Consider the following 22,071-nt stretch of genomic DNA (forward strand, 5'->3'; position numbering starts at 1 on the left):
CTGCGGGGTGTGCGCAGACACACGTCGGACGGGAGGCGCGGTGCCAGCTGGCACCGCGCCTCCCGTCCGACGTGGCTCGCGACTACCGCCGAGAGCGGCCGAGCACGACCGCGCCGACCGCCGCGGCCGCGCCGAGCCAGACGAGCGGGCGCGTGACGCGCCGTCGCTTCGCGACCCAGCCGCCGTTCGTGGCGTTGCCCGCGTCGGCGGGCGCGTACAGGTTGCCGTCGGTCGGCTGCTGCTTGCCGCGCAGCGCGAACGTCTGCACCATCGGCTTCGTGATCTTGTGGAACAGCCCCGGGAACACGTACTGCAGCGGCACGAGCGAGGCCTGGATGCGACCGACGAAGCGGTACCGCTTGGGGTGGGTGGCGGCCGTGACGACGGCGCGGCCGGCGCGCTCGACGGACACCGTCGGCGGCAGCGGGTGCGAGGCCTTGCCGGTGTAGTTGGCCCCGTTCTGGTAGATCGGGGTGTCGATGGTCGACGGCAGCAGCGCCGTGAACTGGATGCCGGTGCCCGCGAACTCGTCGCCGAGCACGTCGACCAGGCCGAGCGCCGCGTGCTTGCTCGTGACGTACGCCGACTGGTACGGCGCCGACAGCAGCGACTGGATCGAGCCGACGAGCACGTACGTGCCCTTGCCGCGCTGCTTCCAGTGCGGCAGCAGGTGGGTGATCGCGTTGAGGTGCCCGTACAGGTTCGTGTCCACGACACGCTTGAACGCCTCGGTCGGGGTCTGCTCGAACAGCCCGTAGACGAACAGCGCGGCGTTGCCGACGAAGACGTCGATGCGGCCGAACCGGGTGGTCACCGTGCTGATGAGGTCCTTGACCTGGTGCTCGTCGGCCACGTCGGTACGGATCGCGATCGCCTCGGCACCGAGCTTCCGGCACTCGGCGGCCGCGGCCTCGAGCGAGTCGTGACCACGTGCAGCGAGGACGAGCGTGGCGCCCTGTCGGGCGAACTCGTGCGCTGCGGCCCTCCCGATGCCGCTCGATGCTCCGGTGATGACGACGATCTTCCCGCGGTACCGATGTCCCATGGGTCCTTGGTACCCGCACGTCGGTGCGGCACCGTCCAGTCCCGGCGTACCCCGCCGCCCGGTGCGATGATGGAGCATGCGCAACGACGACCTGACCGTCGACGAGGCCACGGTCATCGCCGAGCACGCGCGCTCCGGCGCACTCGACCTGCAGGACCCCGAGGTCCGCAAGGTCGTCGAGCAGGCGAACCGGGTGCTCGTCCGCACACAGATGTGGGGCGAGGAGCGGAGCCCGAAGCTCCGGCGACGCAGGCGGATCATCGCCGTCGGTGCCCTCGTGATGGTGCTCGTGTGGGTCGCGGCGCTGATCGGGCCGCTCGCCGTGCACTTCGGTTGAGCGGTCCTGCGTCCGGCGGTCCTTCGTCCTGCGTCCTGCGGACGATTCCGTCCCGGTGCTGGAGTCACGGCTCCGAGTGGGGCATGATCCGACCACCACACCACCATCGCGCTGCAGGGAGCACGACATGGGAGAGCACCTCGATCGACGCCGCTTCATGGCACTCGGACTCGCGGGGGCCGCTGCCACCGCGTTCGGGACGGCCGCGACCGCACCGGTCCTGCTCGCCGCGGACGAGTTCGACGGTCCGGCAGGCAGCGCACCGAACCCCGCCATCTGGCGGTACGACCTCGGTGCCGGCGGGTGGGGCAACGCCGAGCTGCAGACCTACACGGACACCCGGCGCAACTCCGCGCTCGACGGGGCGGGCAACCTCGTCATCACCGCACGACGCGAGGCCGACGGGACGTACACGTCCGCCCGTCTGAAGACCGAGGGCACGTACACCGCGCAGTACGGGCGCATCGAGGCCCGGATCCGGATCCCCCGCGGCCAGGGCATCTGGCCGGCGTTCTGGATGCTCGGCGCCGACATCGGCCAGGTCGGTTGGCCGGCGTGCGGCGAGATCGACGTCATGGAGAACGTCGGGTACGAGCCCACCCTGGTGCACGGCACCGTGCACGGGCCGGGGTACTCCGGCGCGCAGGGCATCTCGTCGACCCGCCAGAACCCGACGGGAGCGCCCTTCGCCGACGACTTCCACGTCTACGGGGTGGACTGGCGCCCCGGGTCGGTCACCTGGACCGTCGACGGCGTCGCGTACCGCACGATCACCCGAGCCGACGTCGGCTCGAACCCGTGGGTGTTCGACAAGCCGTTCTTCGTCATCCTCAACGTGGCGGTCGGCGGGACGTGGCCCGGGTCGCCGGACGCGTCGACGTCGTTCCCGCAGCAGATGACGATCGACTGGCTCCGCGTCTTCCAGAACGCCTAGGCGGGGTCAGGGGCGTCGGTTCCGCGCGAGGAGCCACAGGTAGGTGCTGTGTCCGACGAGCGCCAGCCCGAAGAACACGGCACCGACGGCGTAGACGCGGTCGAGTTCGCCCTGCCCGATCACGAGCATGACGATGCAGAACGCCACGGCCACGGCGAGGACCCCGACCTGCACGGTCGACCAGATCCGTCGGAAGCGTGGCATGCCCGTCTCGTTCACGGGACCATTCTGCCCGATGCCGTCAGTGCTGCTCCGGGTCGTGTCCCCAGTTCATCAGGGAGTACCGCCACGGGGTGTCGTGCACGTCGCCGTCCGGGCGCTGCTTGGTGTGCCGGGCGACGTACCCGACGACCTTGCGCATGTGGGCGAGGTCGTCGTCGGTCAGGTCGGCCTTGTGCTTCTCGAGGATCCGCACGATGTGCCGACCGCTCTCGTGCCCGGTCGACTCCCCACCGCCGGAGGGCTTCTGTCCGACGGACTTCGACTCGTCGGTGTCGAGCCACTTCCGCAGCTGCGTGGCCGTCATGGTGACCGCCTGGTCGAAGTCGGCCCGGGTCTGCTCGTCGTCGTGCTCGCTCATGCGCCGAGCCAACCCGCCGGTCCTGGACGACGGCGGAGTGCGCACCGCGGACGGCGTCCCCCGGTCGTCCAGCGGTGGAGCGTTTGCTGGTCGAGCGAAACCGTCAGGAGGATTCCATGCCCACCGACCAGTACGAACACGGCGACCCGCGCACGCGGTACCCGAACGTCGAGCCGAAGCCGCAGACCCAGGCCGAGCCGGGCCTCCAGTCCGCCATGGACCCGGTGCCCGACCTCGGTGAGACGAGCTACCGGGGCACCGGCCGGCTCGCCGGCCGCAAGGCGCTCATCACCGGCGCCGACTCCGGCATCGGCGGGGCGGTCGCGATCGCGTTCGCCCGCGAGGGCGCCGACGTCGCGCTCGCCTACCTGCCCGAGGAACAGTCCGACGCCGACCACGTGATCGAGCAGATCCGGGCAGCCGGACGCACGGCCGTCGCGATCCCCGGCGACCTGCGCGACCGCGCGTACGCGCAGCAGCTCGTCGACCAGGCCGTCGAGGGCCTGGGCGGCATCGACGCCCTGGTCAGCGTCGCCGGCAAGCAGCGCTGGCAGCCCGACCTGCTCGACATCACCGACGAGCAGTTCGAGGCGACCTTCGACGTGAACGTCTTCGGGCTGTTCCGACTGGTGAAGGCCGCCCTGCCGCACCTGCAGCCGGGCGCGACCATCACCACGACAGCGTCGATGGAGGCGTACCAGCCCGCTCCCGACCGGCTCGACTACGCCGCGTCGAAGGGTGCGATCAACAACTTCTCGAAGGGGCTGTCGCAGTCGCTCGTCGAGCGCGGCATCCGCGTGAACGTCGTCGCACCGGGACCGACCTGGACCGTCCTGCAGCCGAGCGGCGGTGTCGACCCGTCGACCCTGCCGGAGTTCGGCAGCAGCGAGTCCCCGATGGGCCGGGCGGCCCAGCCGGCCGAGCTCGCACCCGCGTACGTCTTCCTGGCCTCGCAGGAGTCGAGCTTCGTCGCCGGCGAGACGCTCAACGTGAACGGCGGCATGGTCACCCCCTGACCGCAGCCCGTCGTCCGGCCGCGCTCCGCGGTCACCGACACCGGGTGGGAATGGATCGGGCCCGTCCGGTGTCGAACACTCCACCGACCACGAAGGAGCACACCATGAGCATCGACCTGCACGGGAGCACCGGACTCGACGACGACCGCAGCTGCCTGCCGAAGCCCGTGCTGACCTCGCTGCACGACGAGCCGTCGGCGTCGTTCGGACGGTGGCTCGGTCAGATCAACCACGCCGACTGACCCCGGGCCGGACGGCCCCGGCCTGGCCCCGGGTCCGGGCCCGGCCCCGGTCCCGGATCGCCCGGTGCCCCGCGGCACCCGCCACGTGCCCTGCTAGCGTGCACGCATGGCACGGGGTCGGCTGTACTTCGCACTGCAGGCCCTCGGCGGAGCGGCCTGGTGGATCGCCGTCGCCGTGCTGCCCGGGGTCCGCACCGCCACACTCGGGTCGCTCGACCCCGTCGCCGTCGCGGTCTTCGACGTCCCGCTGTTCGTCGTCGCGTCGGCGCTGGCGGCACTGGGCCTGCGGACCGCCGCGGTCGTCACCACCGTGTGGACGCTCCTCGTGCTCGCCGCGCTCGCCGTCTGGGCGACCGTCACGGGTGAGGCCGGCGCAGGCGTGCTCGTCATGGTCGGTGCGGCGATCGGCTCGGTCCTGGCGCTCGCGCTGGTCGTGCTCGGTCGGATCCCGACGGAGTGGGTGACGACCGGGCCGCTGCGGTTGCGCACGGCGGACCCGGACGCACCCCGCTGGCGGCACGTGACGGCGACGGCGGTGCAGATCGTCGTGTTCTGGGGGCTGTTCCTCGGCGTGTTCCCGCTCGTCATCGCCGCGGCCGAGCACCGGTGGCGGCTGCACCCCACCCTGCCAGCACCGCTCGCCGACGGCCTCGCCGTCGTCGGCGCGGTCGTCTTCGCCCTGGCGAGTGCGCTCGGCATCGCATCGGCCGCCGCGATGTCCACGAAGGGCGACGGCACCCCGCTGCCCTCGGCCACGGCGAACCGGCTGGTCGTCGCCGGCCCGTACCGCTCGGTGCGCAACCCGATGGCGCTCGCCGGCATCACGCAGGGTGCGGCGGTGGGACTGGCGATGTCGTCGTGGCTCGTCGTCGTCTACGCCGTCGCCGGCTCCGTCGTCTGGAACTGCGTCGTCCGGCCGCTCGAGGAGGCCGACCTGGAGGCCCGCTTCGGCGACGACTTCCGGCGCTACGCCCGGCAGGTCCGGTGCTGGGTGCCGCGGTGGCCGGTGCCCGCCCGGGTGGGCGCGGTGCCGGTCCTGCCAGGGCCGACGCCGGGGTCGGCGTCGGCGTCGGTCAGCTCGACGCGCCGCTGATGTTCACCATCCACGACACCCCGTGACGGTCGGTCAGCATGCCGAAGGTGTCGCCCCACGGTGCCACCGTCAGCGGTTCGATGATCGTCGCACCCTCGGCCAGGCCGTTCCACCAGCGCGTGAGCACCTCGGGGTCGTCGCCGCTCAGCGACAGGGAGATGCTGCTCGCCGGGGGCATCGGCATGCCCGAGGGGGCGTCCGAGGCCATCAGCACGAGGTCGTGCTCGCCGTCGAGCTGCCCGTGCATCACCTTGTCGGCCTCCGCCGGGTCCTGGCTCATCCCCGCCTCGCCGAACGTGCCGACGGTGAGCGTCCCGCCGAAGACGGAGTGGTAGAACTCCAGGGCTGCACGGGCCCCGTCGCGGAACCCGAGGTAGGGGTTGAGGCGCACGGACATCACGGTCTCCTTCGTCCCGCGCGGGCACCGTCCGCCCGCGACACGCTCATCGTGGCAGACCGCCGGCCCGGACGGAACAGCTCGTCGCACGTGGCGGTGCGGCGCCCGCGTCAGGGGCGGTCCACGCCCGCGCGTCGGGGTCGGCCGGCGCGCGCGTCAGGGGCGGTCGTCGCGGGCCGAGGCGGCGGTCTGCCGGGGCAGCTCGCCGAACTCGCGGCGGTAGCTGCCGGCGAACCGTCCGAGGTGGGCGAACCCGGTTGCCCGGGCGATCTCCGCGACGCTGCGGCCGTCCGCCGCCTCGAGCTGTTCGCGCGCGAGCAGCAGTCGGATCCGGCGCAGGTACATCGTCGGCGTGATGCCGTGGTGCCGTTGGAACGCCGCCTGCACACCGCGGACGCTCAGTCCCGCGGCCGCGGCGACGTCGTCGACGGTGATCTGCTCGGTCGCGTGCTCCAGCAGGAAGGTCTCGGCGCGAGCGAAGCGCGCCGTGGCGGCGAGCGGTCGCTCGACCTGGCCGACCGGCCAGTGCGGGATCGCGGAGAGCAGGCCACCGGCGGCGAACCGAGCGAGCTCGCGTTCGCGCTCCACGGGGACCTCGTCCGGGCCGGCCATGACCTCCTGCGCCACCGCACGCACCATCAACCACCAGGCGGCCAGCGTGGGCCCCTCGGGGACGTGGTGCGGGCGGAACTCGAGCGGACCCGGCGCCCAGTCCCCGCGCTCGGCAGCGACCTGCTCGACGATGCTGCGATCGATGCGCAGCAGGTCCTTGCTGCACTCGGTCCACCGGAAGCGCTGCGGCCGCTGGCGGAACAGCACCGGCCGTCCGATCGCCACGGGCTCGTCGTCGACGGACCCGGCACCGGTCTTCATCCAGTAGATCATCACGGTGCTGCCGGGCTCCATGGACCCGCTGAGCGTGCCCGAGCAGTTCGTGGACTCGAGGGACAGCAGATCGGTCCCCCGCACCCGCTCCTCGAACACGAAGTCTGCGTCCCCCGGCTCGACCGACAGTTCGTGGATGACGTGCGTCCGGACCATCGCCTCGGCCGCCACGGAGGGCTGGTCGGTCTGGATCTCCCGCTGCATGCGGTGCATCGTCTCGGGCACGAGTCGATCCTGACGACAACGGGCACTCCGCGCAACGGGCGACGCGCCGGTTCCTGGACGATCACCAGCCTCCGGGCGGTTGGGTGAGTCGTGGAGGCCCGGAGATGAAGCACATCCAGTACGACCGTTCGTCGATCCTGACGACCGATGACGTCGCCGACGCCGTGATCGAGTACGCCGCGGCACTGGCCGGTGGTGACCGCGCCGACACGGTCTCCATCCCGGCCGTCGCCGCCGACGGCACGATGACGACGACGAAGGTGCTCATCGGACCCGCGAGCCAACTCGTCGTCGAGGACGCCGAGGAGGACGAGCTCGAGGGCGAGCACGACCAGTTCGTCGCCCGGCTGCGGGCGGCGACGCTGACGTTCGAGCACGAGGCGGCGATCCACGCCGACCAGCGGACCGACCTCGTCGAGGGTGACGCACCGGACCCGGTGTGACCGGCAGGCAGCGTCGGTGTCAGCGCCGCCGGCCGATCCGCGCCGCGTGGTCGTCCATCGACAGCACCGCGCCGGTGCGGGCGTCGATCTCGCGCAGGAACGCGGCGCCCTCCGGCTCGAGGTCGTCGTCCGGTGCCGGCTCGACCGCCAGCGCGACCGCGGGGGCGAGCAGGACCTCGACGGTGGTCGCACAGCCGAACTCGTCGCTCGTCGGCACCGAGACGACGTCGCTCAGACGGCTCTGGTGCAGCGCTGCCGCGTAGCGGATCACGGCGTCGGCCACCGCATCGCTCGTGAGGATGCGGACCGTGCCCGCGTAGTTCACGTACTTCACGACGGCTCCCGACCGGCCGGGGGAACCGCCGAGATGACGACCCCCTGGTCCCGTCGGACGATAGGCGGCGGTCGCTGCGCGGCTCACATGTTCGGCGACGACCGCTGTCCAGGAGGCGTCGATCGCACGGCCTCGTACTCGACGCAGCCGCGGCTGGACGGACGCCCAGTGCGTGTCGCCGACCATCGTGGTGGTCAGAGCCGACCACCGGGTCGGACGCAGCGACGACAGGGAGTGCCATGACCGACCAGCAGCAGCCCCCGGGCAGCGACCACGAGCTCAGCCCGCAGGCCGACCACGGCGAGCAGTCGTACCGCGGATCCGGCAAGCTCACCGGCAAGCGTGCCGTCATCACCGGTGGCGACAGCGGCATCGGGAAGGCCGTCGCCATCGCCTTCGCCCGCGAGGGGGCCGACGTCCTGATCAGCTACCTCCCCGACGAGGAGGACGACGCGCAGGACACCAAGCGGTGGGTCGAGGACGCCGGCCGCACCGCGGTGCTGTTCCCCGGCGACCTCAGCGATCCCGCCTACTGCCGTTCGGTGATCGACCGCGCGGTCAGCGAGCTCGGCGGGCTCGACGTCCTGGTCAACAACGCCGCGTTCCAGATGAGCCACGAGACGCTCGAGGAGATCAGCGACGAGGAGTGGGACCACACCATCGCGACGAACCTCAGCGCCTACTTCCACCTCGTCAAGGCGGCGCTCCCCCACCTCGGTGCCGGGTCCTCGATCATCGGGTCGAGTTCGATCAACTCGGACAACCCGAAGCCGACGCTGGCCCCGTACGACGTCACCAAGGCCGGCGTCGCGAACCTGTCCGCCGCCCTCGCCCAGCTGCTCGGCAGCCGCGGGGTCCGGGTGAACAGCGTGGCGCCCGGTCCGATCTGGACGCCGCTCATCCCGTCGACGATGCCGTCGGAGGAGGTCGAACAGTTCGGCAAGCAGACGCCGCTCGGCCGCGCCGGGCAGCCGGCCGAACTGGCCCCCGTCTACGTCCTGCTCGCCAGCGACGACGGCAGCTACGTCTCCGGCGCGCGCGTCGCCGTCACCGGCGGGACGCCGATCCTCTGACCGCACCCGACGACGGACGGGAGGCCCGGTGCACGTCGTGCGCCGGGCCTCCCGTCCGTCCGCGGGGTGCGTCCCTCCTGAGTCCCCACCCACCGCGCGGAGCCTACGGTCAGGGCATGTCCACGCGAGCGAAGACCGTCACGGCGCTGCTCGGCGCCGCCACCCTGGCCCTCATGCTGACCGCCTGCGACCCCGGTGGGGCGCAGAACATCAACCCCGTCGGCAAGGTGCCCGGCTCCGAGGAGAAGTCGCAGGCGGCGCAGTGCGACGTCGCCTCGAGCGCCGTCGTCGACATGATCGACGAGGCCGTCGGCTCGCACGACACCACGGAGTTCGCGAACGTCCAGGAGGGCGACGGCGGGTGGTACCTCGGTGCCGCGATCGTCCCCGCCGACAGCAACGACTCGAACGACGACGAGGTCACGATCTGGGCGACCACCGCCGACCCGACGTCCGAGGACTTCGACGGCCCGCTGTACGCGGTGAACGACGTCGCGAAGACCGCCGTGGCCGACGAGTCGACGACGACCTCGGACGCACCGTCGCCCTTCGCCGACGACTCCGAGGCCGCCCAGCAGGTCGAGAGCTGCGTCGTGGAGGCGTCCGACCGCTGAGGCTCCGGGTCAGCGCTGTCGGTCCCGGTCGTGGAGCAGCGCTGACCCTCCCGGCGGTGGGTCAGCGCTGACCTCCCGCGGTGGGTCAGCGCTGATGGTCCCTACGGTTTCGGCGGAGACCGAGCGCGGCGCCCGACGCCAGCAGCCCGACGGCCAGCACGGCGAGCGGACCGGGGTCGTACCCGGTGAACGCGAGGGAACCTCCGTCGGCCGCCTCACCGTCGGACGCTCCCGGGTCGCCGGCGTCGATCGGCCCGGTCCCGCCGTCGCCGACCTGCCCGCCACCGCCGGACCCGCCGGACGGGGGCGGTGGCGTGCTGCCGCCGTCGCCCGGCGGTGTCCCGCCCGTCCCGGGGTCGCCAGGTGGCGTGCTCGGGTCTCCCCCACCGGGGTTGCCGTCCCCGCCGCCCGGCGTCTCGGTCGCGGTGTTCACGATCGTGCACACGACGTCGTCGCCGTCCGAGACGGACACGACGGCGTCGGCCACCGGGGCCCCCGTGCAGGCCCAGTCACCGGACTCGTAGCCGTCCGGTCCGTCCGACTCGCTCAGCTGGTAGTCCCCCGCCGGCACCGTCTGGTCGGTCACGGCATCGCTGCCGGAACGACCGCTGACCGTCGCCGGACCGGTCGCGGTGAGCGTCCAGTCGTCGGGGGCTGCGTCACCGCCGACGACCCGCTTCACCAGTGTGAGCGATCCCTCCGCCACGGTCGTCGACAGGCAGGACACGGTGGTCGAGAAGGGGAACGAGTGGATCTCCAGGGGCAGCGGGCCCGGTGCGGAGGCGACGCCGTGCGTGAAGGACGCCGCGATGACGTTGCCCTCGATGTTCTGGGTGACGTCCCACCGGACGTCGGCGCGCGGGGCGTAGATCGTGCCCTCGAGCACGTCGGCGCCGGTCACGTGGACGCTCGTGGCCTCCGGGAAGTTCCAGAGCACGAAGGGGGCGTTCGCGCTCGTCAGGTTGGCCAGGTTCGGGATCGTCCCGTCGAAGGACGAACCGGTGACGTTGACGACGAGCGGCGACGACGGGTCGGGCAGGCCGCGGAAGGTCAGCAGGTCGAGCGCGTCGAGGTCGGTCCCGGGCACGGTGAGGACGTTGGTGGCGCCCGGACGGACGTCGACGAACGCGGCGGTGCCCTGCGGTACCGGTGACGCCACCGGAGCGCCCGACGCGTCCTGCAGCTCGGTGGTCGTGGGGCACGTCCCGATGTCCGTCGAGAGCGACCGGTAGCGGGCGAAGGACGCCGTGAAGTCGAGCACTGCGGGGTCCGCCAGCACCGGGACGTCGGCCGCCGGTTGCTGTACGGTCCCCTCGATGCGGGGCACGGTCTCCGCCGTCGTGCCCTCGGGAGCGAGCCGGTAGTTGATCGTCGCCCCGTTCTGGTCGGTGTCGAAGGCGTCGTACGTCGTGGTGTCCCCGACGTGGGTGTACCCACCGTTCAGCACGCGGAGCACCGACGACTGGTCAGCGGGGAACCGGATCCCGCCGCCGACGTACAGGAAGGTCGGCCGGTCGTCGCCCGGTAGCGTCAGCGCGTCCGGCGGCGTGTTGCCGGCGCCGACGTTGTAGCTGGTCGCGAAGCCCAGGTCGCCGCCGGCCGCGAGGGTGCCCTCGGACTCGTCGGCAGCGAGCTGGACGTCGCCCTCGACGAACACCAGGAACCCCTGGTTCGCCGGGTGGCCGTCGACCGGCACCGAGACCGGGTTGACCGGCGCGACGTCGGCGGCCGTCGCCGGCGCCGAGGCGAACAGGGCGGCTGGCACCGCGAGCGCGGCGACCCCCGCGATCGCGCAGCGGCGGAACACGCTTCGGTTCATCGTGCTGTCTCCTGGTCGACGTCGGTCCCCTGCTCGGCCCGCCACTCGTCGAAGTACTGCTTGCCGATGGCGCGCATACTCCGCCCGATCTGCGTGTAGTCCTCGTCCCGCAGGTTGGCGAGGGACACCCGGACGGACCACTCCGGACCGTCGAACCCGCCGCCGTTCAGCAGGATGATGCCCGTCTGGTCGGCGAGCCGGAACAGGATGTCGGTCGGTTCGTAGTGCTCGCGCAGGAACGCGCCGATCCCCGGACCGCGCAGGCGCTCGGCGTAGGCGAGCACGTCGAGCTCCACGTAGTACCCGACGCGGTCGACGTCCTCGGGCAGGGTGACCTGCATGCCGTCGAGCAGCAGCTGCAGGCGCCGTCGGATGAGTGCCTGTGCCTCGCGCTTGTAGTGCCCGGTCTCGTCGAGCACGGCGTACGCTGCGAAGAGCAGCATCTGGCACTGCTGCGGCAGCGAGAGCCCGGCGGTGTGGTTCAGCGCGACGGACCGGCTGTCCGCCACCAGCCGGTCGACGAACCGGATGTCCCTGGGGTGCAGCGACAGCGACCCGTAGCGGGCGTCGAGCGCTCGGAGGTCCTCCTCGGGCAGGGCCGCGAGCCGGTCGTCGAAGACGTTGTCCTGGTTCACCGCGACGACGCCGAGACGCCATCCGGTCGCGCCGAAGTACTTCGAGAACGAGTAGACGCCGATGGTGTTCCTCGGGACGACGGACATCAGGGAGCGGAAGCCGTCGATGAACGTGCCGTACACGTCGTCGGTGATGATCGTGAGCTCCGGGTTGTCCGTCGCGACGACGTCCGCGATCGCGTCGAGCGTCTCCTGCGCGATGCGGACCGAGGGCGGGTTGGTCGGGTTGACGACGAACAGGGCCCTGATGGAGGGGTCACGGAGACGGTCGATCTCCTCGGGCGGGTACTGCCAGGTGTGCACACCGTCGTCGTCCACGGTGCTGGCGTGCAGGTGCACCTGCTCGAGCGCGTAGTCCTCCAGCGCCGGGATCTCGAGGTACGGGGTGAAGATCGGCGTCATCAACGCGATCCGGTCGCCGCGGTGCACGAGCCGGTTCTCCAGCAGGGTGTCGAAGACGTAGCACATGGCGGCGGTGCCGCCCTCGACCGCGAAGAGGTCGTACGGCGCCGCGGGCGGCTGTCCGTCGCACATCTCCTGCACGAGGTACTCGTGGACGATCTGCTCGGCGTGGTGCAGCATCCGGTCCGGCTCCGGGTAGTGGTCGCCGATGACCGAGTCGGCGAGTTCCCACACGAACGAGTCGGGCGAGAACCCGAGGTCGTCGACGCCGTGCCGGAGCACCCGGCGGAGCAGGTCGACGCCCGGTTCACCCTCGTGCTCGGTCAGCCAGGACCCGAAGCGTTCGGCGATGCCGTCCTTCTGCGGGACGCCGACCAGCTCGTGGTCCCACTCCCGGTTCTCGCGCGACACGGTGAGGGCGAACTGTCCGAGCGCGAAGAACGCCTCGCGCGGGGTCGGCGCGATGAAGTTCGGGTTGCCGCGACCCGCGTTGAGCATCTGGAACGCGGTGCGCGCCTCGTGCTCGCCGGCGATGCGCTGGAGCTCGGCCTTCAGCTCGAACGGGGAAGGTTGCTGCAACCGCGCGATCTCCTCGCGGGACACGCTGGCGACGGGCATGTGGACTCCTTGGACGGTCAGTGGGCGGTGATCGCGACGACGACGGCGCCGCCGATGCTGAGGACGATGTTCCCGATCGCGTACGGGACGGTGAAGCCGAGCAGGGGCACGGTGCTCTTCGCCGTCTCCTGCAGGGACCCGACCGCCGCCGTGGTGGTCTGGGCGCCGGTGAGCATGCCGAGGATGAGGACGGGGTGCGTCCTCCGGAAGCAGAAGCGTCCGACGAAGGTCATGACGACGAGTGGGACGAGGGTGACGACCACGCCCGCGACGAGCAGCTGCACGCCGTACTGCGCCAGGCCGTCGACGAATCCCGGACCCGCGTCGATGCCGACGACGGCGACGAAGAGTGTCAGTCCGACGGTCTCGAAGAACCACTGCGCTCCCGGCGGGACGTGCCCGAACGTCGGGCTCTTCGACCGCCGCCACCCCAGCAGGAGGCCGACGATCAGGGCGCCGACACTCGTCGTCAGCGACAGCGGGACGGTGCCGAGCGTGATCGAGGGGACGCCGACGACGGCACCGACGGTGATCCCGAGCGCCACGGTCACCATGTCGGTCTTCGGGTCGGTCCGCTCCGGGAACCCGACGTACCGGATGCCCTGCTCCAGCAACGGCAGCGGACCCTGCACCCGCAGCTCGTCGCCCGCGTGCAGCACGGTGTCCGACCCGAACGGGATGGACTGGCCGCCGCGCGTGACGCGCTTCAGGAAGATCTCGCGGGCGCGACGGGTGCGGCGGAGCTGCTCGACCGTCCTGCCGACGACGGCCGTGTTCGTCACGACGACCGTCAGTTCCTCGATCGGGATGTCGAGCAGCGCCGGGTCGTCGACCTTCTCGGCGAACGAGGTCAGGTGGTCCTCGATGACGGCGGCGTGGTGCCCGGCGACCACGACGACGTCGCCAGGCGCGAGCGGCTGGTCCAGGTGCGGTTCCACGATCTCGTCCCCGTGGCGGACCCGGGCGATGAAGACGCGCGACCCGACCCGGGCGTCCGAGGCGTCCTCGAACTCGCCCACGGTCTGGGCTCGGAACGCAGACGTCAGGCGGTACGCGCGCCGGACGACCTGCTGGTACGCGCTGTGGACGTCGGGGTTGTCGTCGTGCACGCCGAGCTGCTGTTCGAGCTCGTGCGCCGCTGCTGGCAGGTCCCGGATGCCGAGGAACCGCGGGGCCACGAGCGAGATGTAGAGCGCGGCCCCCACCGTGCCGAAGATGTAGGTGACCGCGTAGGCCACCGGGACGAGGTCACTCCACGCCTCGGCGGTCTCCGCGCGCACCGGCAGCCCGGCGATGGAGTCCTGCGCCACGCCGATGATCGACGACTGGGTCAGCCCGCCGCCGGCCAGTCCCGCGGCGAGACCCGGGTTGTACCCGAGGATGCTGCTGATGGCGATGGTGGTGCCGAACCCGACCACGGCCAGCACGACCGCGAACACCGCCTGCGGCAGCCCGGAGCCCTTGAGCCCCGCGACGAACTGCGGCCCGAGCTTGTACCCCAGGGCGAACAGGAAGACCAGGAAGAAGATCTGCTTCACGATCGGGTCGACCTGCAGGTCGTCACCGAGGACCGCGCCGATGACGACGCCCGCGAGCAGGGTCCCGGTCACCGCCCCGAGACCGATGCCGCGGTAGCTGAACCGTCCGACGAAGAAGCCGATCCCGAGCGCCAGGAACACGGCGATCTCCGGGTGCTCGATGATGGTGTCCCTGAACCACGACATGCGGCCGCCTTCGCCCCCGGCACCCCTGATTGTGCCGACGGCGGACAGACAACCACGCGCACACCGGTCGTTCCCAGGAACCTGTGTCCAGCAGTGGGGTCACCACCCGACGGACGGGAGGCGCGGTGCGGCGCCGCCCCGTGCCTCCCGTCCGCAGCGGGGTCGCGCGCACGCAGAGAACGCCCCGATGAGGAGGGGGGATCCCATCGGGGCGTTCCGTTCGTGAGGCCGCGTCAGGCGGCGATGCGCTCGGCCAGCGCGGCGGCACGGGAGCGGAGGGCCGCGTACGTGTCCTCGTACGCCTCGGCCGTCCCCCGGCGTGCCGGGTTCGGGAGCGACCAGTGCAGGCTGCCGCGGTCGTCGATCGTCTCGTGCGCCTGGTCGCAGACGGTGACCACGAGGTCGCCGTCCGTCGCGACGTCGCGGAACGACCGGGGCACGTGGTGACCGAGGTCGAGGCCGTGCCGTTCGGCGACGGCGACGGCTCCCGGCGCGACGGCGACGGCGGGCCGGGTGCCGCCGGAGAGGGCGCGGACGTCGCTCACCTGGGACCACACGCCCGCCGCCAGCGGGGAGCGTGACGAGTTGCCGGTGCAGACGAACAGCACCCGGGTGACGTCCCTGCCGACCGCGGGGACGCCGTGCGCGAGGCCGACCGGCTCGAGGTGCAGGTAGCTCCGGCGCCCGTCGCCGTCGGACCGGCGCCGGGTGACGAGGCCCGCCTGTTCGAGGACGCGGAGGTGGTGGGCGAGCAGCGGTGCGGAGATCCCGACGGCGCGCCGGACCTCGGTCGGGGTGGCGTCGGACGCGGCGAGCAGGTCGACGATCGCGAGCCGGGCGGCGTCGCCGAGGGCCGCGTGCTGCGCCGCACGTCGCTCGCGCTCCGGTTGCCGGTCGTTCATCTGTTCAATGTTGACTGAACCATCGGCCGCCGTCAAGATGAGCCCGTGACGACGACCGACCCGACCGCGCCGACGGCGTCGTCGTCCTCCGCCGTGTCGGTCTTCCTGGTGTTCCTGCGGCTCGGGCTGACCTCGTTCGGCGGCCCGGTCGCGCACCTGGCGTACTTCCGCGACGCGTTCGTGGTGCGGCGACGGTGGGTGACCGAGGCCGCCTACGCCGACCTCGTCGCGCTCTGCCAGTTCCTGCCCGGGCCGGCCTCGAGCCAGGTCGGGATGGCCCTGGGACTGCAGCGGGCCGGGTTGCTCGGGCTGCTCGCCGCGTGGTGCGGGTTCACGCTGCCGTCCGCGGTGCTCCTGGTGGCGTTCGCCCTGCTCGTGTCCGGCACACCCGACCTCGCCGACGCCGGCTGGCTGCTCGGGCTGCAGGCCGCCGCGGCCGCGGTCGTCGCCCAGGCCGTGCTCGGGATGGCCCGGTCGCTGGCCCCGGACGCCCGACGCGCGACCATCGCCGCGGCCGTGACGATCGTGGTGCTCCTGGCGCCCGGACCGGCAGCGCAGGTCGCGGTCATCGCGGCGTGCGGCCTCGTCGGCGCCCTGTGGCTGCGCGGCGTCGTCCAGCCCGCGGGCGACGACACCGGCGACGGCATCGTGGTGCGGCTCCCCCGCTGGGTCGCACCGACCGCGTTCGTGGCGTTCGGGGCCGTGCTCGTCGCCGCCCCGGTGGCCGCGGCGGCGGGCACCGGCCTGGTCCGGTCGGCCGGGCTCTTCGCGCAGGCGGGGGCGCTCGTCTTCGGGGGCGGCCACGTCGTGCTGCCGCTGCTCGAGTCGCAGACCGTCGCCACCGACCTGGTCGGGCACGCGGACTTCCTGGCCGGCTACGGTGCCGCGCAGGCCGTGCCCGGTCCGTTGTTCACGTTCGCCGCCTACCTCGGTGCCGTGTCGGACGGCGGAGCGGGCGGCATCGTCGGCGCGGCGGTGGCACTCGTCGCCGTCTTCCTGCCCGCGGCGCTCCTGGTGGTCGCCGCCCTGCCGTCGTGGCACACGCTCCGCCGGCTGCCGTGGGCGCGCCGCGTGCTGGCCGGCGTGAACGCGGGCGTCGTCGGTCTGCTGGCAGCGGCGCTGTGGGACCCCGTGCTGACCGAGGGGGTGCGGTCCCCCGTGGCACTCGCGCTCGCCGTCGCGGCGTTCGTCGCACTCACCCGTTGGTCCGCACCCCCGTGGGCCGTCGTCATCGGCGCCGGTCTACTCGGCGCCGTCGTCCTCTGACCGGAAGAGCCCCCACCATGACCACCACCGTCCCCACCGTCCTGTTCGTCTGCGTCCACAACGCCGGTCGCTCGCAGATGGCGGCCGGGTACCTGCAGCACCTGGCCGGCGATCGGGTCGACGTGCGCAGCGCCGGCTCCGAACCCGCCGACCAGCTCAACCCGGTCGTCGCGCAGGCGATGCTCGAGGAGGGCATCGACATCCGGGCCGAGCAGCCCGCCCTGCTCAGCACCGACGCCGTCCGGGCAGCGGACGTCGTCGTCACGATGGGGTGCGGGGACGCCTGCCCGGTCTTCCCGGGCAAGCGCTACGAGGACTGGGAGCTGCGCGACCCCGCCGGCCTGGACCTGGAGGCCGTCCGGCCGATCCGCGACGACGTGCGGGCCCGGGTCGAGGACCTCATCGCGCGGACCGTCCAGTGACCCGCTCGAGCAGCCGTCCGACGAGCTGCTCGCGGAACGGGACCGCCGACCACGCGTGGTCCGCACCCTCGACGGCCGTGAACGACGCCCCGCGCAGGAGCTCGCCGTAGCGCTGTCCGTACGCGACCGGCACGATCTCGTCGGCGGTGCCGTGCAGCACGTCGACCGGCCCGTCGTAACCGGTGGCCTCGGCGTAGACGTCGAGGCCGTCCTGCACGTCGTCGATGAACACCCGGCCGAGCCGCATCCCACCGAAGTCGAACCAGCCGCGCTCGCGGACCGGGGCCAGGGGCTGTCCCTGGATCGCGTCGTGCACGGTGATGTCGTCCACGACGACGCCGGCCGGCGACCAGAGCGTCAGGGACCGCACCCGCTCCGGCACCCGCGCGGCGGCCATCGCCGACTCGACGGCACCCAGGCTGTGCGCGACGACGTGGACGGCCCCGCCGCGCTCCGAGGCCAGGGCGTCGATCATCGCGGTGACCTGGTCGACCTCGTCCCGGATGGTGATGTCGGCGAAGGTGCCGTCGCTCGTGCCGTGCCCGAGCCGGTGGTACGAGCGCGCCGACACCCCGACCGCCGCCAGCGCGTCCGCGGCCTGCACGAACAGCTGCCGCGGGCCCGTCGCGGTGTCGCCGAAGCCGTGCACGAACAGCACCGGCGCTGCGTGCGCGTCGGGAGCGGCGGGCCGGAGCTCCCAGCCGCGCAGCGTGCCGCCGCGGTGGTCGAGGTCGACGGCCGTCAGGTCGCGGTGCCGCGGGCGGTCGAGGGCCGCCATCAGTTGCTCCGGTCGGCGAAGCCCGCGGGCAGGTCGCCCGGCGCGGTGTCGACCACGGTCTCGTCGTCCGCGCCGACGTACTCGAACAGGGTGATGTGCGCGAACTCCGGGACGACGTAGATCGGGTAGGTCGGGCCGGCGTCGCGGAACGCCCGCATCCGGTCCAGGTGGTCGTTCTGGAACAGCACGGTCTTGCTGCCGTCCTGCTCCACCCAGTGCGGGAAGAAGATCGTGCCGTGCAGCACGCGCTCCCCCGGCACCACGTTCACGACGACGCTGGTGCCGGTCGGTTCGTTCCACGAGACCTTGTAGACGCCCTCGGTCAGCACCACGAGGTCGACCTGCTGGTCCTTCACCCAGCGCCCGCCGACCATCCCGGAGTGGATGCGGTAGTCGATGGTCGTCGCGTTCTTCACGTACATCTCGTACTGCCAGCCGTTGGCGTACGTGTAGATGAACCGGTGTCCGACGATGCCGGAGAGGTCCTGGGCGGGAACGGGGTGCTCAACTGAGGTGGAGATCGTCATGGTTCCATCCTGCTCCGGAACTGTGTTTGTTGCAAACCTTTCTGCGCTCCCTACACTGAGACGATGCCCAGCCGTGCCGACGCCGCCGACCTCCACGAGATCGCCCGGCGCATCAGCGACCAGATCGGGCCGTTCCGCCGCACGCTGCTCAACGCGTCGCGGCGCGACGGCGAGCTGCCCGAACTGCCGGACGCGCAGATCGAGGTGCTGCGGCGACTCGACGACGGCGGTTGGACCACCCCGACCGCGCTCGGCAGGTCGCTCGGGCTCGCGCGGTCGACGGTCAGCAACCTCGTCACCACCATGGAACGCGGCGGGCTGGTCCAGCGGCGGCTCGCCGTCGGCGACGGCCGGAGCACCGAGATCGCCCTGACGGACCTGGCCGCCGAACGACTGCGCGTGTACGACGCCTCGGCGGAGCGCGTGCTCGTCGCGGCCCTCGAACGGCTCGAACCGGGCGGGGTGGCGGCACTGCGGGCTGCGCTGCCGGTCCTCGGCGAGCTGCGGACGGCGGTCGACGACGAGTCGGGTCGACCGCTCCGCTGACCGCGCGGGACGGCGTGGATCAGCCGTCGCGACGGAGACGGGCGCGCTCCGCGATGGCCGCGATGACGGCGGTCTTCGCGTCGGAGTAGGCGTTCATGTCGTCCCAGCGGCGCGCCATCAGCCGCCGCTTCGTCGCTTCGTACAGGGCACGATCGGCCGCGTCGACCCGCAGGTGGTCGCGCAGCAGCAGGTACGCGTCGATCTCCGGCGCACCTCGGCCGTACACGTGCACGTGCACGTCCCGCTCGGGCGTGCGGACCAGCCGGTGCCCCGGCTCGCGGACACGGAGCTCGTAGCCCGCCGCCAGGAGCGGGTCGAGGTACGTACCCTCGTCGGTGACGTCGGCCACGCCGACGGCGATGTCCACGATGGGTTTCGCGGCCAGGCCGGGGACGGCCGTGGAGCCGATGTGCTCGACGACCGGCGCGGGTGCGCCGGACGCGAGCAGGGCCTCCAGGATGCGCCGCCGGTGCGCACGGAAGACGGCGGCCCACCCGTCGTCGTGCGCGACAAGCCCGACCGTGAGCGGTTCCGGTCCCCCGACGATCTCGACGGCGGTGACGTCCGGGCGGTGGCGGCTGGCGTCCGTGGGCACGGGCACATGATGGCACGACGAGCCCTTGACATCCTGGCTACGACCATTAGCCTGTGAGTTACCAACCGTAGCCGCAAGGGAGACCACCATGCTCGAGCACCTGCACACCGACGGCGGCACGATCGCCGTCGACGTCTCCGGGTCGGGGCCGCTCGTCGTCCTCGCGCACGGCATGGGCGACAGTCGGCATGCATACCGCTTCGTCGTCCCCCGCCTGGTGGCCGCCGGCTACCGCGTCGCGAACACCGACCTCCGCGGGCACGGCGAGTCGAGTGCGCAGTGGTCCGGCTACTCGCGCACCGACATCGCGCGCGACCTGGTCGCGGTCGTCCGCCACCTGGGCGGACCCGCGGTCATCGTCGGCCAGTCGATCAGTGGCGGTGCCGCGACCATCGCCGCGGCGGACGCCCCCGACGTCGTCGCGGGTCTGGTCGAGATCGCCCCCTTCACACGGAAGCAGTCCGTCAGTCTCGGCGGGCTCCTGCGCGACCGACGGCACCGCGCCGCGACGGTGCAGCTCGCGCGGGTGATGACGACCGGGAGCCTGGACGGGTGGCTCGCGTACCTCGACCTGGCGATCCCGTCGAAGCCCGCGGACTGGGCGGAGGAACGCGCGCGCATCGCGACGTCGCTGCGGCGGCCGGAGCGGATGGCGGTCCTCCGCGCGATGACGAGGACCTCCCCGGCCGACGCCGGTGCGCGGTTGGGTGCCGTGCGCTGTCCGGTGCTGGTGGTGGAGGGCGGGGCCGACCCCGACTGGGCCGACCCCCGTGCCGAGGGCGCCCGCGTGGTGGCGGACCTGGCCGAGGGACTCGGCGAGCTCGCGGTCGTCGAGCGCGCCGGCCACTACCCGCACGCCGAGACACCGGACGACGTCGTGGCGGTGCTCCTGCCGTTCCTCGGTCGCGCCCTCGCGACGGCTGTGGACGGCGACCGTGCCTAGGGCCGGCCTCGACCCCGCCGCGGTCACCGAGGCCGCGGCGACCCTGGCGGACGAGATCGGACTCGCGCAGCTGAGCATGAGCGTCGTGGCCGGGCGGCTCGGGGTGAAGGCCCCGTCGCTGTACAAGCACGTGGACGGACTCGCCGACCTCACGCACCGCATCGCCGTGCTCGGTGCGACGGAGCTCGGCGACGCCCTCCGTGAGGCCATGCAGGGCCGGGCCGGTCGGGACGCCCTCGACGCGGCCCTGCGGACGCTCCGCCGGTTCGTGCGTGAGCGTCCGGCGCGGTACGCGGCCGCGGTCGGCGTGCGACCCGACGGACCCGACGATCCCCTCTCCGTGGCCCTGGACCGCGCGCTGTCGTCGTTCGGGGCAGCGCTGCACGGGTACCCGCTCGCTCCCGACGACCGCGTCCACGCGCTCCGGGTGCTGCGGAGCGTCGTGCACGGCTTCGCGACCACCGAGGCCGCCGGCGGCTTCCGGATGGGCACCGACGTCAAGGCGAGTGCCGCGTGGCTCGTCGAGTTCCTGGACCGGGGGTTCCGCACGACCGCGCGGGACTGAGGCGGTCGCGCCACGGTGGTCCGGCGTGCTGGGTACTGTCGGCTGCATGGGTACCGTCCTGCCAGGGGTCGTCGCGTTCGGCATCGGTGTGGTCCTGGCGGTCGCCGCGCTCGTGCCCTGGACGGCCTGGGAGTACCGCCGGCACGGACGGCTCGGCGCCCGGCGGTCCCTCGTGGCGTTCGGCACGCTCGTGTACGCGTTGGCGTTGGTCACCTACACGCTGCTGCCCCTGCCCGACGACGTCGCGACCACGTGCCGGTCGACATCGACACCGCAGCTGCACCCCCTCGCGTTCCTCGACGACGTGGCGAAGGAGGGCGGGATCAGCGGCCCGCGCTCCCTGCTCGCCAACCCCGCGTCGGCGCAGGTGCTCTTCAACGTGCTGCTGTTCCTGCCGCTCGGCGCACTGGCCAGGCACGCGGTCGCACGGCGCCGGGTCCCTTCGGGCCTGCTCGTCGGGCTGGTGGCCGGGTTCGTCGTCTCGGCCCTGATCGAGACCACGCAGCTCACCGGGGACTGGTTCCTGTACCCGTGCGCGTACCGCCTGTTCGATGTCGACGACGTGCTCGCGAACACATCGGGTGCCGTCGTCGGGACCCTGCTCGCACCGCTCGTCGGGCTCGTCGCGGGGTCGGACCGTCCGACGGACGCCGAGGTGCCCCGTCCGGTGACCGCCGCGCGCCGCTTCTCGGGGATCCTGTCCGACGTCCTGGTCATCTGGTTGCTGTCCGGCACCCTGAGCGTCGGGATCGCCGTGGTCTGGGGGCTGCTCGGTCGTCCGTCCGGCGACCCGGTGCTGGGCGCCCTGCTGTGGGCGAGCTCCCTCGTCGCACCCGTCGTGCAGCTCGTCGTCGTGTCGGCCTCGGGGCGCACCGTCGGCGAACTGGTCGTGCGGCTGCGGCCCGCACCCTCGCCGGACACCGGGCGACGGGTGATCCGGTGGGCCCTCGGTTCCGGCGGCTGGGCAACCCTGCTGGCGGTCGACGTGCCGTTGGCCGGTCTGGCGGCGTTCGTGCTGGCGGCGACGTCGGTGATCGCCGTGTGGGCGAGCCGTGGACACCGTGGATTCGCCCTCGTGGTGATCGGGGCCGAGATCGAGGACGACCGAGTG

27 protein-coding genes are annotated in these 22,071 nt (G+C 72.5%); 14 read left to right on the forward strand and 13 right to left on the reverse strand.

Features of this window, described 5'->3' with window-relative positions; genetic code table 11:
* Positions 1–82: 82 nt before the first annotated feature.
* Complete coding sequence (locus tag LEL83_RS11660) at positions 83–1,045, reverse strand: SDR family NAD(P)-dependent oxidoreductase (protein WP_225558938.1); 963 nt, start codon at positions 1,043–1,045, stop codon at positions 83–85.
* Positions 1,046–1,121: 76 nt separating this feature from the next.
* On the opposite strand from LEL83_RS11660, the gene LEL83_RS11665 reads away from it, so the two are divergent.
* Together LEL83_RS11665 and LEL83_RS11670 are read left to right on the forward strand one after the other, a co-directional pair.
* Positions 1,122–1,382, forward strand: coding sequence for a hypothetical protein (locus tag LEL83_RS11665; RefSeq protein ID WP_198658410.1), 261 nt, complete (start codon positions 1,122–1,124; stop codon positions 1,380–1,382).
* A gap of 127 nt (positions 1,383–1,509) precedes the next feature.
* A complete protein-coding gene (locus LEL83_RS11670; RefSeq protein ID WP_225558939.1) occupies positions 1,510–2,316 on the forward strand; it encodes a glycoside hydrolase family 16 protein in 807 nt (268 codons plus the stop codon).
* Between the two features lie 6 nt (positions 2,317–2,322).
* On the opposite strand, the gene LEL83_RS11675 is transcribed toward LEL83_RS11670, so the two are convergent.
* Both LEL83_RS11675 and LEL83_RS11680 read right to left on the reverse strand, forming a co-directional pair.
* Positions 2,323–2,520, reverse strand: a complete 198-nt coding sequence (locus tag LEL83_RS11675; protein WP_198658408.1) for a hypothetical protein — start codon at positions 2,518–2,520, stop codon at positions 2,323–2,325.
* A gap of 37 nt (positions 2,521–2,557) precedes the next feature.
* Positions 2,558–2,896, reverse strand: a complete 339-nt coding sequence (locus LEL83_RS11680) for a DUF3140 domain-containing protein (RefSeq protein ID WP_225558940.1) — start codon at positions 2,894–2,896, stop codon at positions 2,558–2,560.
* 116 nt (positions 2,897–3,012) lie between these two features.
* Here LEL83_RS11680 and LEL83_RS11685 point away from each other — a divergent pair, with 116 nt between their 5' ends.
* From LEL83_RS11685 to LEL83_RS11695, 3 genes are all read left to right on the forward strand, one after another.
* The gene (locus LEL83_RS11685) at positions 3,013–3,912 is read left to right on the forward strand and encodes an SDR family oxidoreductase (protein ID WP_198658406.1); all 900 of its coding nucleotides are present in this window, start codon (positions 3,013–3,015) and stop codon (positions 3,910–3,912) included.
* Between the two features lie 104 nt (positions 3,913–4,016).
* Entirely contained in the window at positions 4,017–4,154 is a 138-nt protein-coding gene (locus LEL83_RS11690; RefSeq protein WP_225558941.1) for a hypothetical protein, read from the forward strand.
* Positions 4,155–4,260: 106 nt separating this feature from the next.
* A complete protein-coding gene (locus tag LEL83_RS11695; RefSeq protein WP_225558942.1) occupies positions 4,261–5,247 on the forward strand; it encodes a methyltransferase family protein in 987 nt (328 codons plus the stop codon).
* Here the strand turns inward: LEL83_RS11695 and LEL83_RS11700 are convergent.
* Together LEL83_RS11700 and LEL83_RS16270 are read right to left on the reverse strand one after the other, a co-directional pair.
* Positions 5,228–5,644 carry a VOC family protein gene (locus tag LEL83_RS11700; protein ID WP_225558943.1) on the reverse strand — a complete coding sequence of 139 codons (417 nt, stop codon included), beginning with the start codon at positions 5,642–5,644 and terminating at the stop codon, positions 5,228–5,230. The two genes, LEL83_RS11695 and LEL83_RS11700, sit on opposite strands and share 20 nt — an antisense overlap.
* 156 nt (positions 5,645–5,800) lie before the next feature.
* Positions 5,801–6,754: an AraC family transcriptional regulator gene (locus LEL83_RS16270; RefSeq protein WP_225558944.1), complete on the reverse strand. Its 954-nt coding sequence runs from the start codon at positions 6,752–6,754 to the stop codon at positions 5,801–5,803.
* Positions 6,755–6,858: 104 nt separating this feature from the next.
* On the opposite strand from LEL83_RS16270, the gene LEL83_RS11710 reads away from it, so the two are divergent.
* Complete coding sequence (locus LEL83_RS11710) at positions 6,859–7,197, forward strand: hypothetical protein (protein ID WP_225558945.1); 339 nt, start codon at positions 6,859–6,861, stop codon at positions 7,195–7,197.
* A 19-nt stretch (positions 7,198–7,216) separates the two neighbouring features.
* On the opposite strand, the gene LEL83_RS11715 is transcribed toward LEL83_RS11710, so the two are convergent.
* Positions 7,217–7,531, reverse strand: coding sequence for a hypothetical protein (locus LEL83_RS11715; protein WP_225558946.1), 315 nt, complete (start codon positions 7,529–7,531; stop codon positions 7,217–7,219).
* A gap of 239 nt (positions 7,532–7,770) precedes the next feature.
* Here LEL83_RS11715 and LEL83_RS11720 point away from each other — a divergent pair, with 239 nt between their 5' ends.
* Positions 7,771–8,604, forward strand: a complete 834-nt coding sequence (locus LEL83_RS11720; protein ID WP_198658399.1) for an SDR family oxidoreductase — start codon at positions 7,771–7,773, stop codon at positions 8,602–8,604.
* Positions 8,605–8,720: 116 nt separating this feature from the next.
* A complete protein-coding gene (locus LEL83_RS11725; protein WP_198658398.1) occupies positions 8,721–9,218 on the forward strand; it encodes a hypothetical protein in 498 nt (165 codons plus the stop codon).
* An 85-nt stretch (positions 9,219–9,303) separates the two neighbouring features.
* On the opposite strand, the gene LEL83_RS11730 is transcribed toward LEL83_RS11725, so the two are convergent.
* From LEL83_RS11730 to LEL83_RS11745, 4 genes are all read right to left on the reverse strand, one after another.
* Positions 9,304–11,037, reverse strand: coding sequence for a collagen-binding domain-containing protein (locus LEL83_RS11730; RefSeq protein ID WP_225558947.1), 1,734 nt, complete (start codon positions 11,035–11,037; stop codon positions 9,304–9,306).
* Complete coding sequence (locus LEL83_RS11735; RefSeq protein ID WP_225558948.1) at positions 11,034–12,692, reverse strand: bifunctional aspartate transaminase/aspartate 4-decarboxylase; 1,659 nt, start codon at positions 12,690–12,692, stop codon at positions 11,034–11,036. Before LEL83_RS11735 ends, LEL83_RS11730 begins: the two co-directional genes overlap by 4 nt.
* A 17-nt stretch (positions 12,693–12,709) precedes the next feature.
* Positions 12,710–14,416, reverse strand: coding sequence for an aspartate:alanine exchanger family transporter (locus LEL83_RS11740; protein ID WP_225558949.1), 1,707 nt, complete (start codon positions 14,414–14,416; stop codon positions 12,710–12,712).
* Between the two features lie 233 nt (positions 14,417–14,649).
* Positions 14,650–15,318, reverse strand: a complete 669-nt coding sequence (locus tag LEL83_RS11745; RefSeq protein ID WP_225558950.1) for an arsenate reductase/protein-tyrosine-phosphatase family protein — start codon at positions 15,316–15,318, stop codon at positions 14,650–14,652.
* A 45-nt stretch (positions 15,319–15,363) separates the two neighbouring features.
* Here LEL83_RS11745 and chrA point away from each other — a divergent pair, with 45 nt between their 5' ends.
* Both chrA and LEL83_RS11755 read left to right on the forward strand, forming a co-directional pair.
* Positions 15,364–16,584, forward strand: coding sequence for a chromate efflux transporter (gene chrA, locus LEL83_RS11750; RefSeq protein WP_225558951.1), 1,221 nt, complete (start codon positions 15,364–15,366; stop codon positions 16,582–16,584).
* 17 nt (positions 16,585–16,601) lie between these two features.
* A complete protein-coding gene (locus tag LEL83_RS11755) occupies positions 16,602–17,006 on the forward strand; it encodes an arsenate reductase ArsC (RefSeq protein ID WP_225558952.1) in 405 nt (134 codons plus the stop codon).
* On the opposite strand, the gene LEL83_RS11760 is transcribed toward LEL83_RS11755, so the two are convergent.
* A complete protein-coding gene (locus LEL83_RS11760) occupies positions 16,984–17,784 on the reverse strand; it encodes an alpha/beta fold hydrolase (RefSeq protein ID WP_225558953.1) in 801 nt (266 codons plus the stop codon). The genes LEL83_RS11755 and LEL83_RS11760 overlap by 23 nt on opposite strands.
* Entirely contained in the window at positions 17,784–18,311 is a 528-nt protein-coding gene (locus LEL83_RS11765) for a phenolic acid decarboxylase (RefSeq protein WP_225558954.1), read from the reverse strand. Before LEL83_RS11765 ends, LEL83_RS11760 begins: the two co-directional genes overlap by 1 nt.
* Before the next feature lie 63 nt (positions 18,312–18,374).
* Here LEL83_RS11765 and LEL83_RS11770 point away from each other — a divergent pair, with 63 nt between their 5' ends.
* Complete coding sequence (locus LEL83_RS11770; RefSeq protein WP_198658391.1) at positions 18,375–18,857, forward strand: MarR family winged helix-turn-helix transcriptional regulator; 483 nt, start codon at positions 18,375–18,377, stop codon at positions 18,855–18,857.
* A 19-nt stretch (positions 18,858–18,876) separates the two neighbouring features.
* Here LEL83_RS11770 and LEL83_RS11775 read toward each other — a convergent pair whose 3' ends face one another.
* Positions 18,877–19,452, reverse strand: coding sequence for a GrpB family protein (locus tag LEL83_RS11775; protein ID WP_225558955.1), 576 nt, complete (start codon positions 19,450–19,452; stop codon positions 18,877–18,879).
* An 88-nt stretch (positions 19,453–19,540) separates the two neighbouring features.
* Between LEL83_RS11775 and LEL83_RS11780 the strand changes: the two genes are divergently transcribed.
* The 3 genes from LEL83_RS11780 to LEL83_RS11790 all read left to right on the forward strand — a co-directional run.
* Positions 19,541–20,395, forward strand: a complete 855-nt coding sequence (locus LEL83_RS11780) for an alpha/beta fold hydrolase (protein WP_198658389.1) — start codon at positions 19,541–19,543, stop codon at positions 20,393–20,395.
* On the forward strand, positions 20,388–20,960 hold the full coding sequence (locus tag LEL83_RS11785) for a TetR/AcrR family transcriptional regulator (protein WP_225558956.1): 573 nt from the start codon (positions 20,388–20,390) through the stop codon (positions 20,958–20,960). The genes LEL83_RS11780 and LEL83_RS11785 overlap by 8 nt, the downstream gene beginning before the upstream one ends.
* A 46-nt stretch (positions 20,961–21,006) precedes the next feature.
* Positions 21,007–22,071: VanZ family protein (locus tag LEL83_RS11790; protein WP_225558957.1), on the forward strand; the 1,065-nt coding region annotated here is incomplete at its 3' end.

This window comes from Curtobacterium oceanosedimentum (assembly GCF_020297365.1).
GTDB lineage: Bacteria > Actinomycetota > Actinomycetes > Actinomycetales > Microbacteriaceae > Curtobacterium.

What these genes read in the sequence shown, in the direction of transcription:
- LEL83_RS11660 (WP_225558938.1), bottom strand. Translation starts at nt 1,045, where the DNA reads ATGGGACATCGGTACCGCGGGAAGATCGTCGTCATCACCGGAGCATCG.
- LEL83_RS11665 (WP_198658410.1), top strand. Translation starts at nt 1,122, where the DNA reads ATGCGCAACGACGACCTGACCGTCGACGAGGCCACGGTCATCGCCGAG.
- LEL83_RS11670 (WP_225558939.1), top strand. Translation starts at nt 1,510, where the DNA reads ATGGGAGAGCACCTCGATCGACGCCGCTTCATGGCACTCGGACTCGCG.
- LEL83_RS11675 (WP_198658408.1), bottom strand. Translation starts at nt 2,520, where the DNA reads ATGCCACGCTTCCGACGGATCTGGTCGACCGTGCAGGTCGGGGTCCTC.
- LEL83_RS11680 (WP_225558940.1), bottom strand. Translation starts at nt 2,896, where the DNA reads ATGAGCGAGCACGACGACGAGCAGACCCGGGCCGACTTCGACCAGGCG.
- LEL83_RS11685 (WP_198658406.1), top strand. Translation starts at nt 3,013, where the DNA reads ATGCCCACCGACCAGTACGAACACGGCGACCCGCGCACGCGGTACCCG.
- LEL83_RS11690 (WP_225558941.1), top strand. Translation starts at nt 4,017, where the DNA reads ATGAGCATCGACCTGCACGGGAGCACCGGACTCGACGACGACCGCAGC.
- LEL83_RS11695 (WP_225558942.1), top strand. Translation starts at nt 4,261, where the DNA reads ATGGCACGGGGTCGGCTGTACTTCGCACTGCAGGCCCTCGGCGGAGCG.
- LEL83_RS11700 (WP_225558943.1), bottom strand. Translation starts at nt 5,644, where the DNA reads ATGTCCGTGCGCCTCAACCCCTACCTCGGGTTCCGCGACGGGGCCCGT.
- LEL83_RS11710 (WP_225558945.1), top strand. Translation starts at nt 6,859, where the DNA reads ATGAAGCACATCCAGTACGACCGTTCGTCGATCCTGACGACCGATGAC.
- LEL83_RS11720 (WP_198658399.1), top strand. Translation starts at nt 7,771, where the DNA reads ATGACCGACCAGCAGCAGCCCCCGGGCAGCGACCACGAGCTCAGCCCG.
- LEL83_RS11725 (WP_198658398.1), top strand. Translation starts at nt 8,721, where the DNA reads ATGTCCACGCGAGCGAAGACCGTCACGGCGCTGCTCGGCGCCGCCACC.
- LEL83_RS11730 (WP_225558947.1), bottom strand. Translation starts at nt 11,037, where the DNA reads ATGAACCGAAGCGTGTTCCGCCGCTGCGCGATCGCGGGGGTCGCCGCG.
- LEL83_RS11735 (WP_225558948.1), bottom strand. Translation starts at nt 12,692, where the DNA reads ATGCCCGTCGCCAGCGTGTCCCGCGAGGAGATCGCGCGGTTGCAGCAA.
- LEL83_RS11740 (WP_225558949.1), bottom strand. Translation starts at nt 14,416, where the DNA reads ATGTCGTGGTTCAGGGACACCATCATCGAGCACCCGGAGATCGCCGTG.
- LEL83_RS11745 (WP_225558950.1), bottom strand. Translation starts at nt 15,318, where the DNA reads ATGAACGACCGGCAACCGGAGCGCGAGCGACGTGCGGCGCAGCACGCG.
- LEL83_RS11755 (WP_225558952.1), top strand. Translation starts at nt 16,602, where the DNA reads ATGACCACCACCGTCCCCACCGTCCTGTTCGTCTGCGTCCACAACGCC.
- LEL83_RS11760 (WP_225558953.1), bottom strand. Translation starts at nt 17,784, where the DNA reads ATGGCGGCCCTCGACCGCCCGCGGCACCGCGACCTGACGGCCGTCGAC.
- LEL83_RS11765 (WP_225558954.1), bottom strand. Translation starts at nt 18,311, where the DNA reads ATGACGATCTCCACCTCAGTTGAGCACCCCGTTCCCGCCCAGGACCTC.
- LEL83_RS11770 (WP_198658391.1), top strand. Translation starts at nt 18,375, where the DNA reads ATGCCCAGCCGTGCCGACGCCGCCGACCTCCACGAGATCGCCCGGCGC.
- LEL83_RS11780 (WP_198658389.1), top strand. Translation starts at nt 19,541, where the DNA reads ATGCTCGAGCACCTGCACACCGACGGCGGCACGATCGCCGTCGACGTC.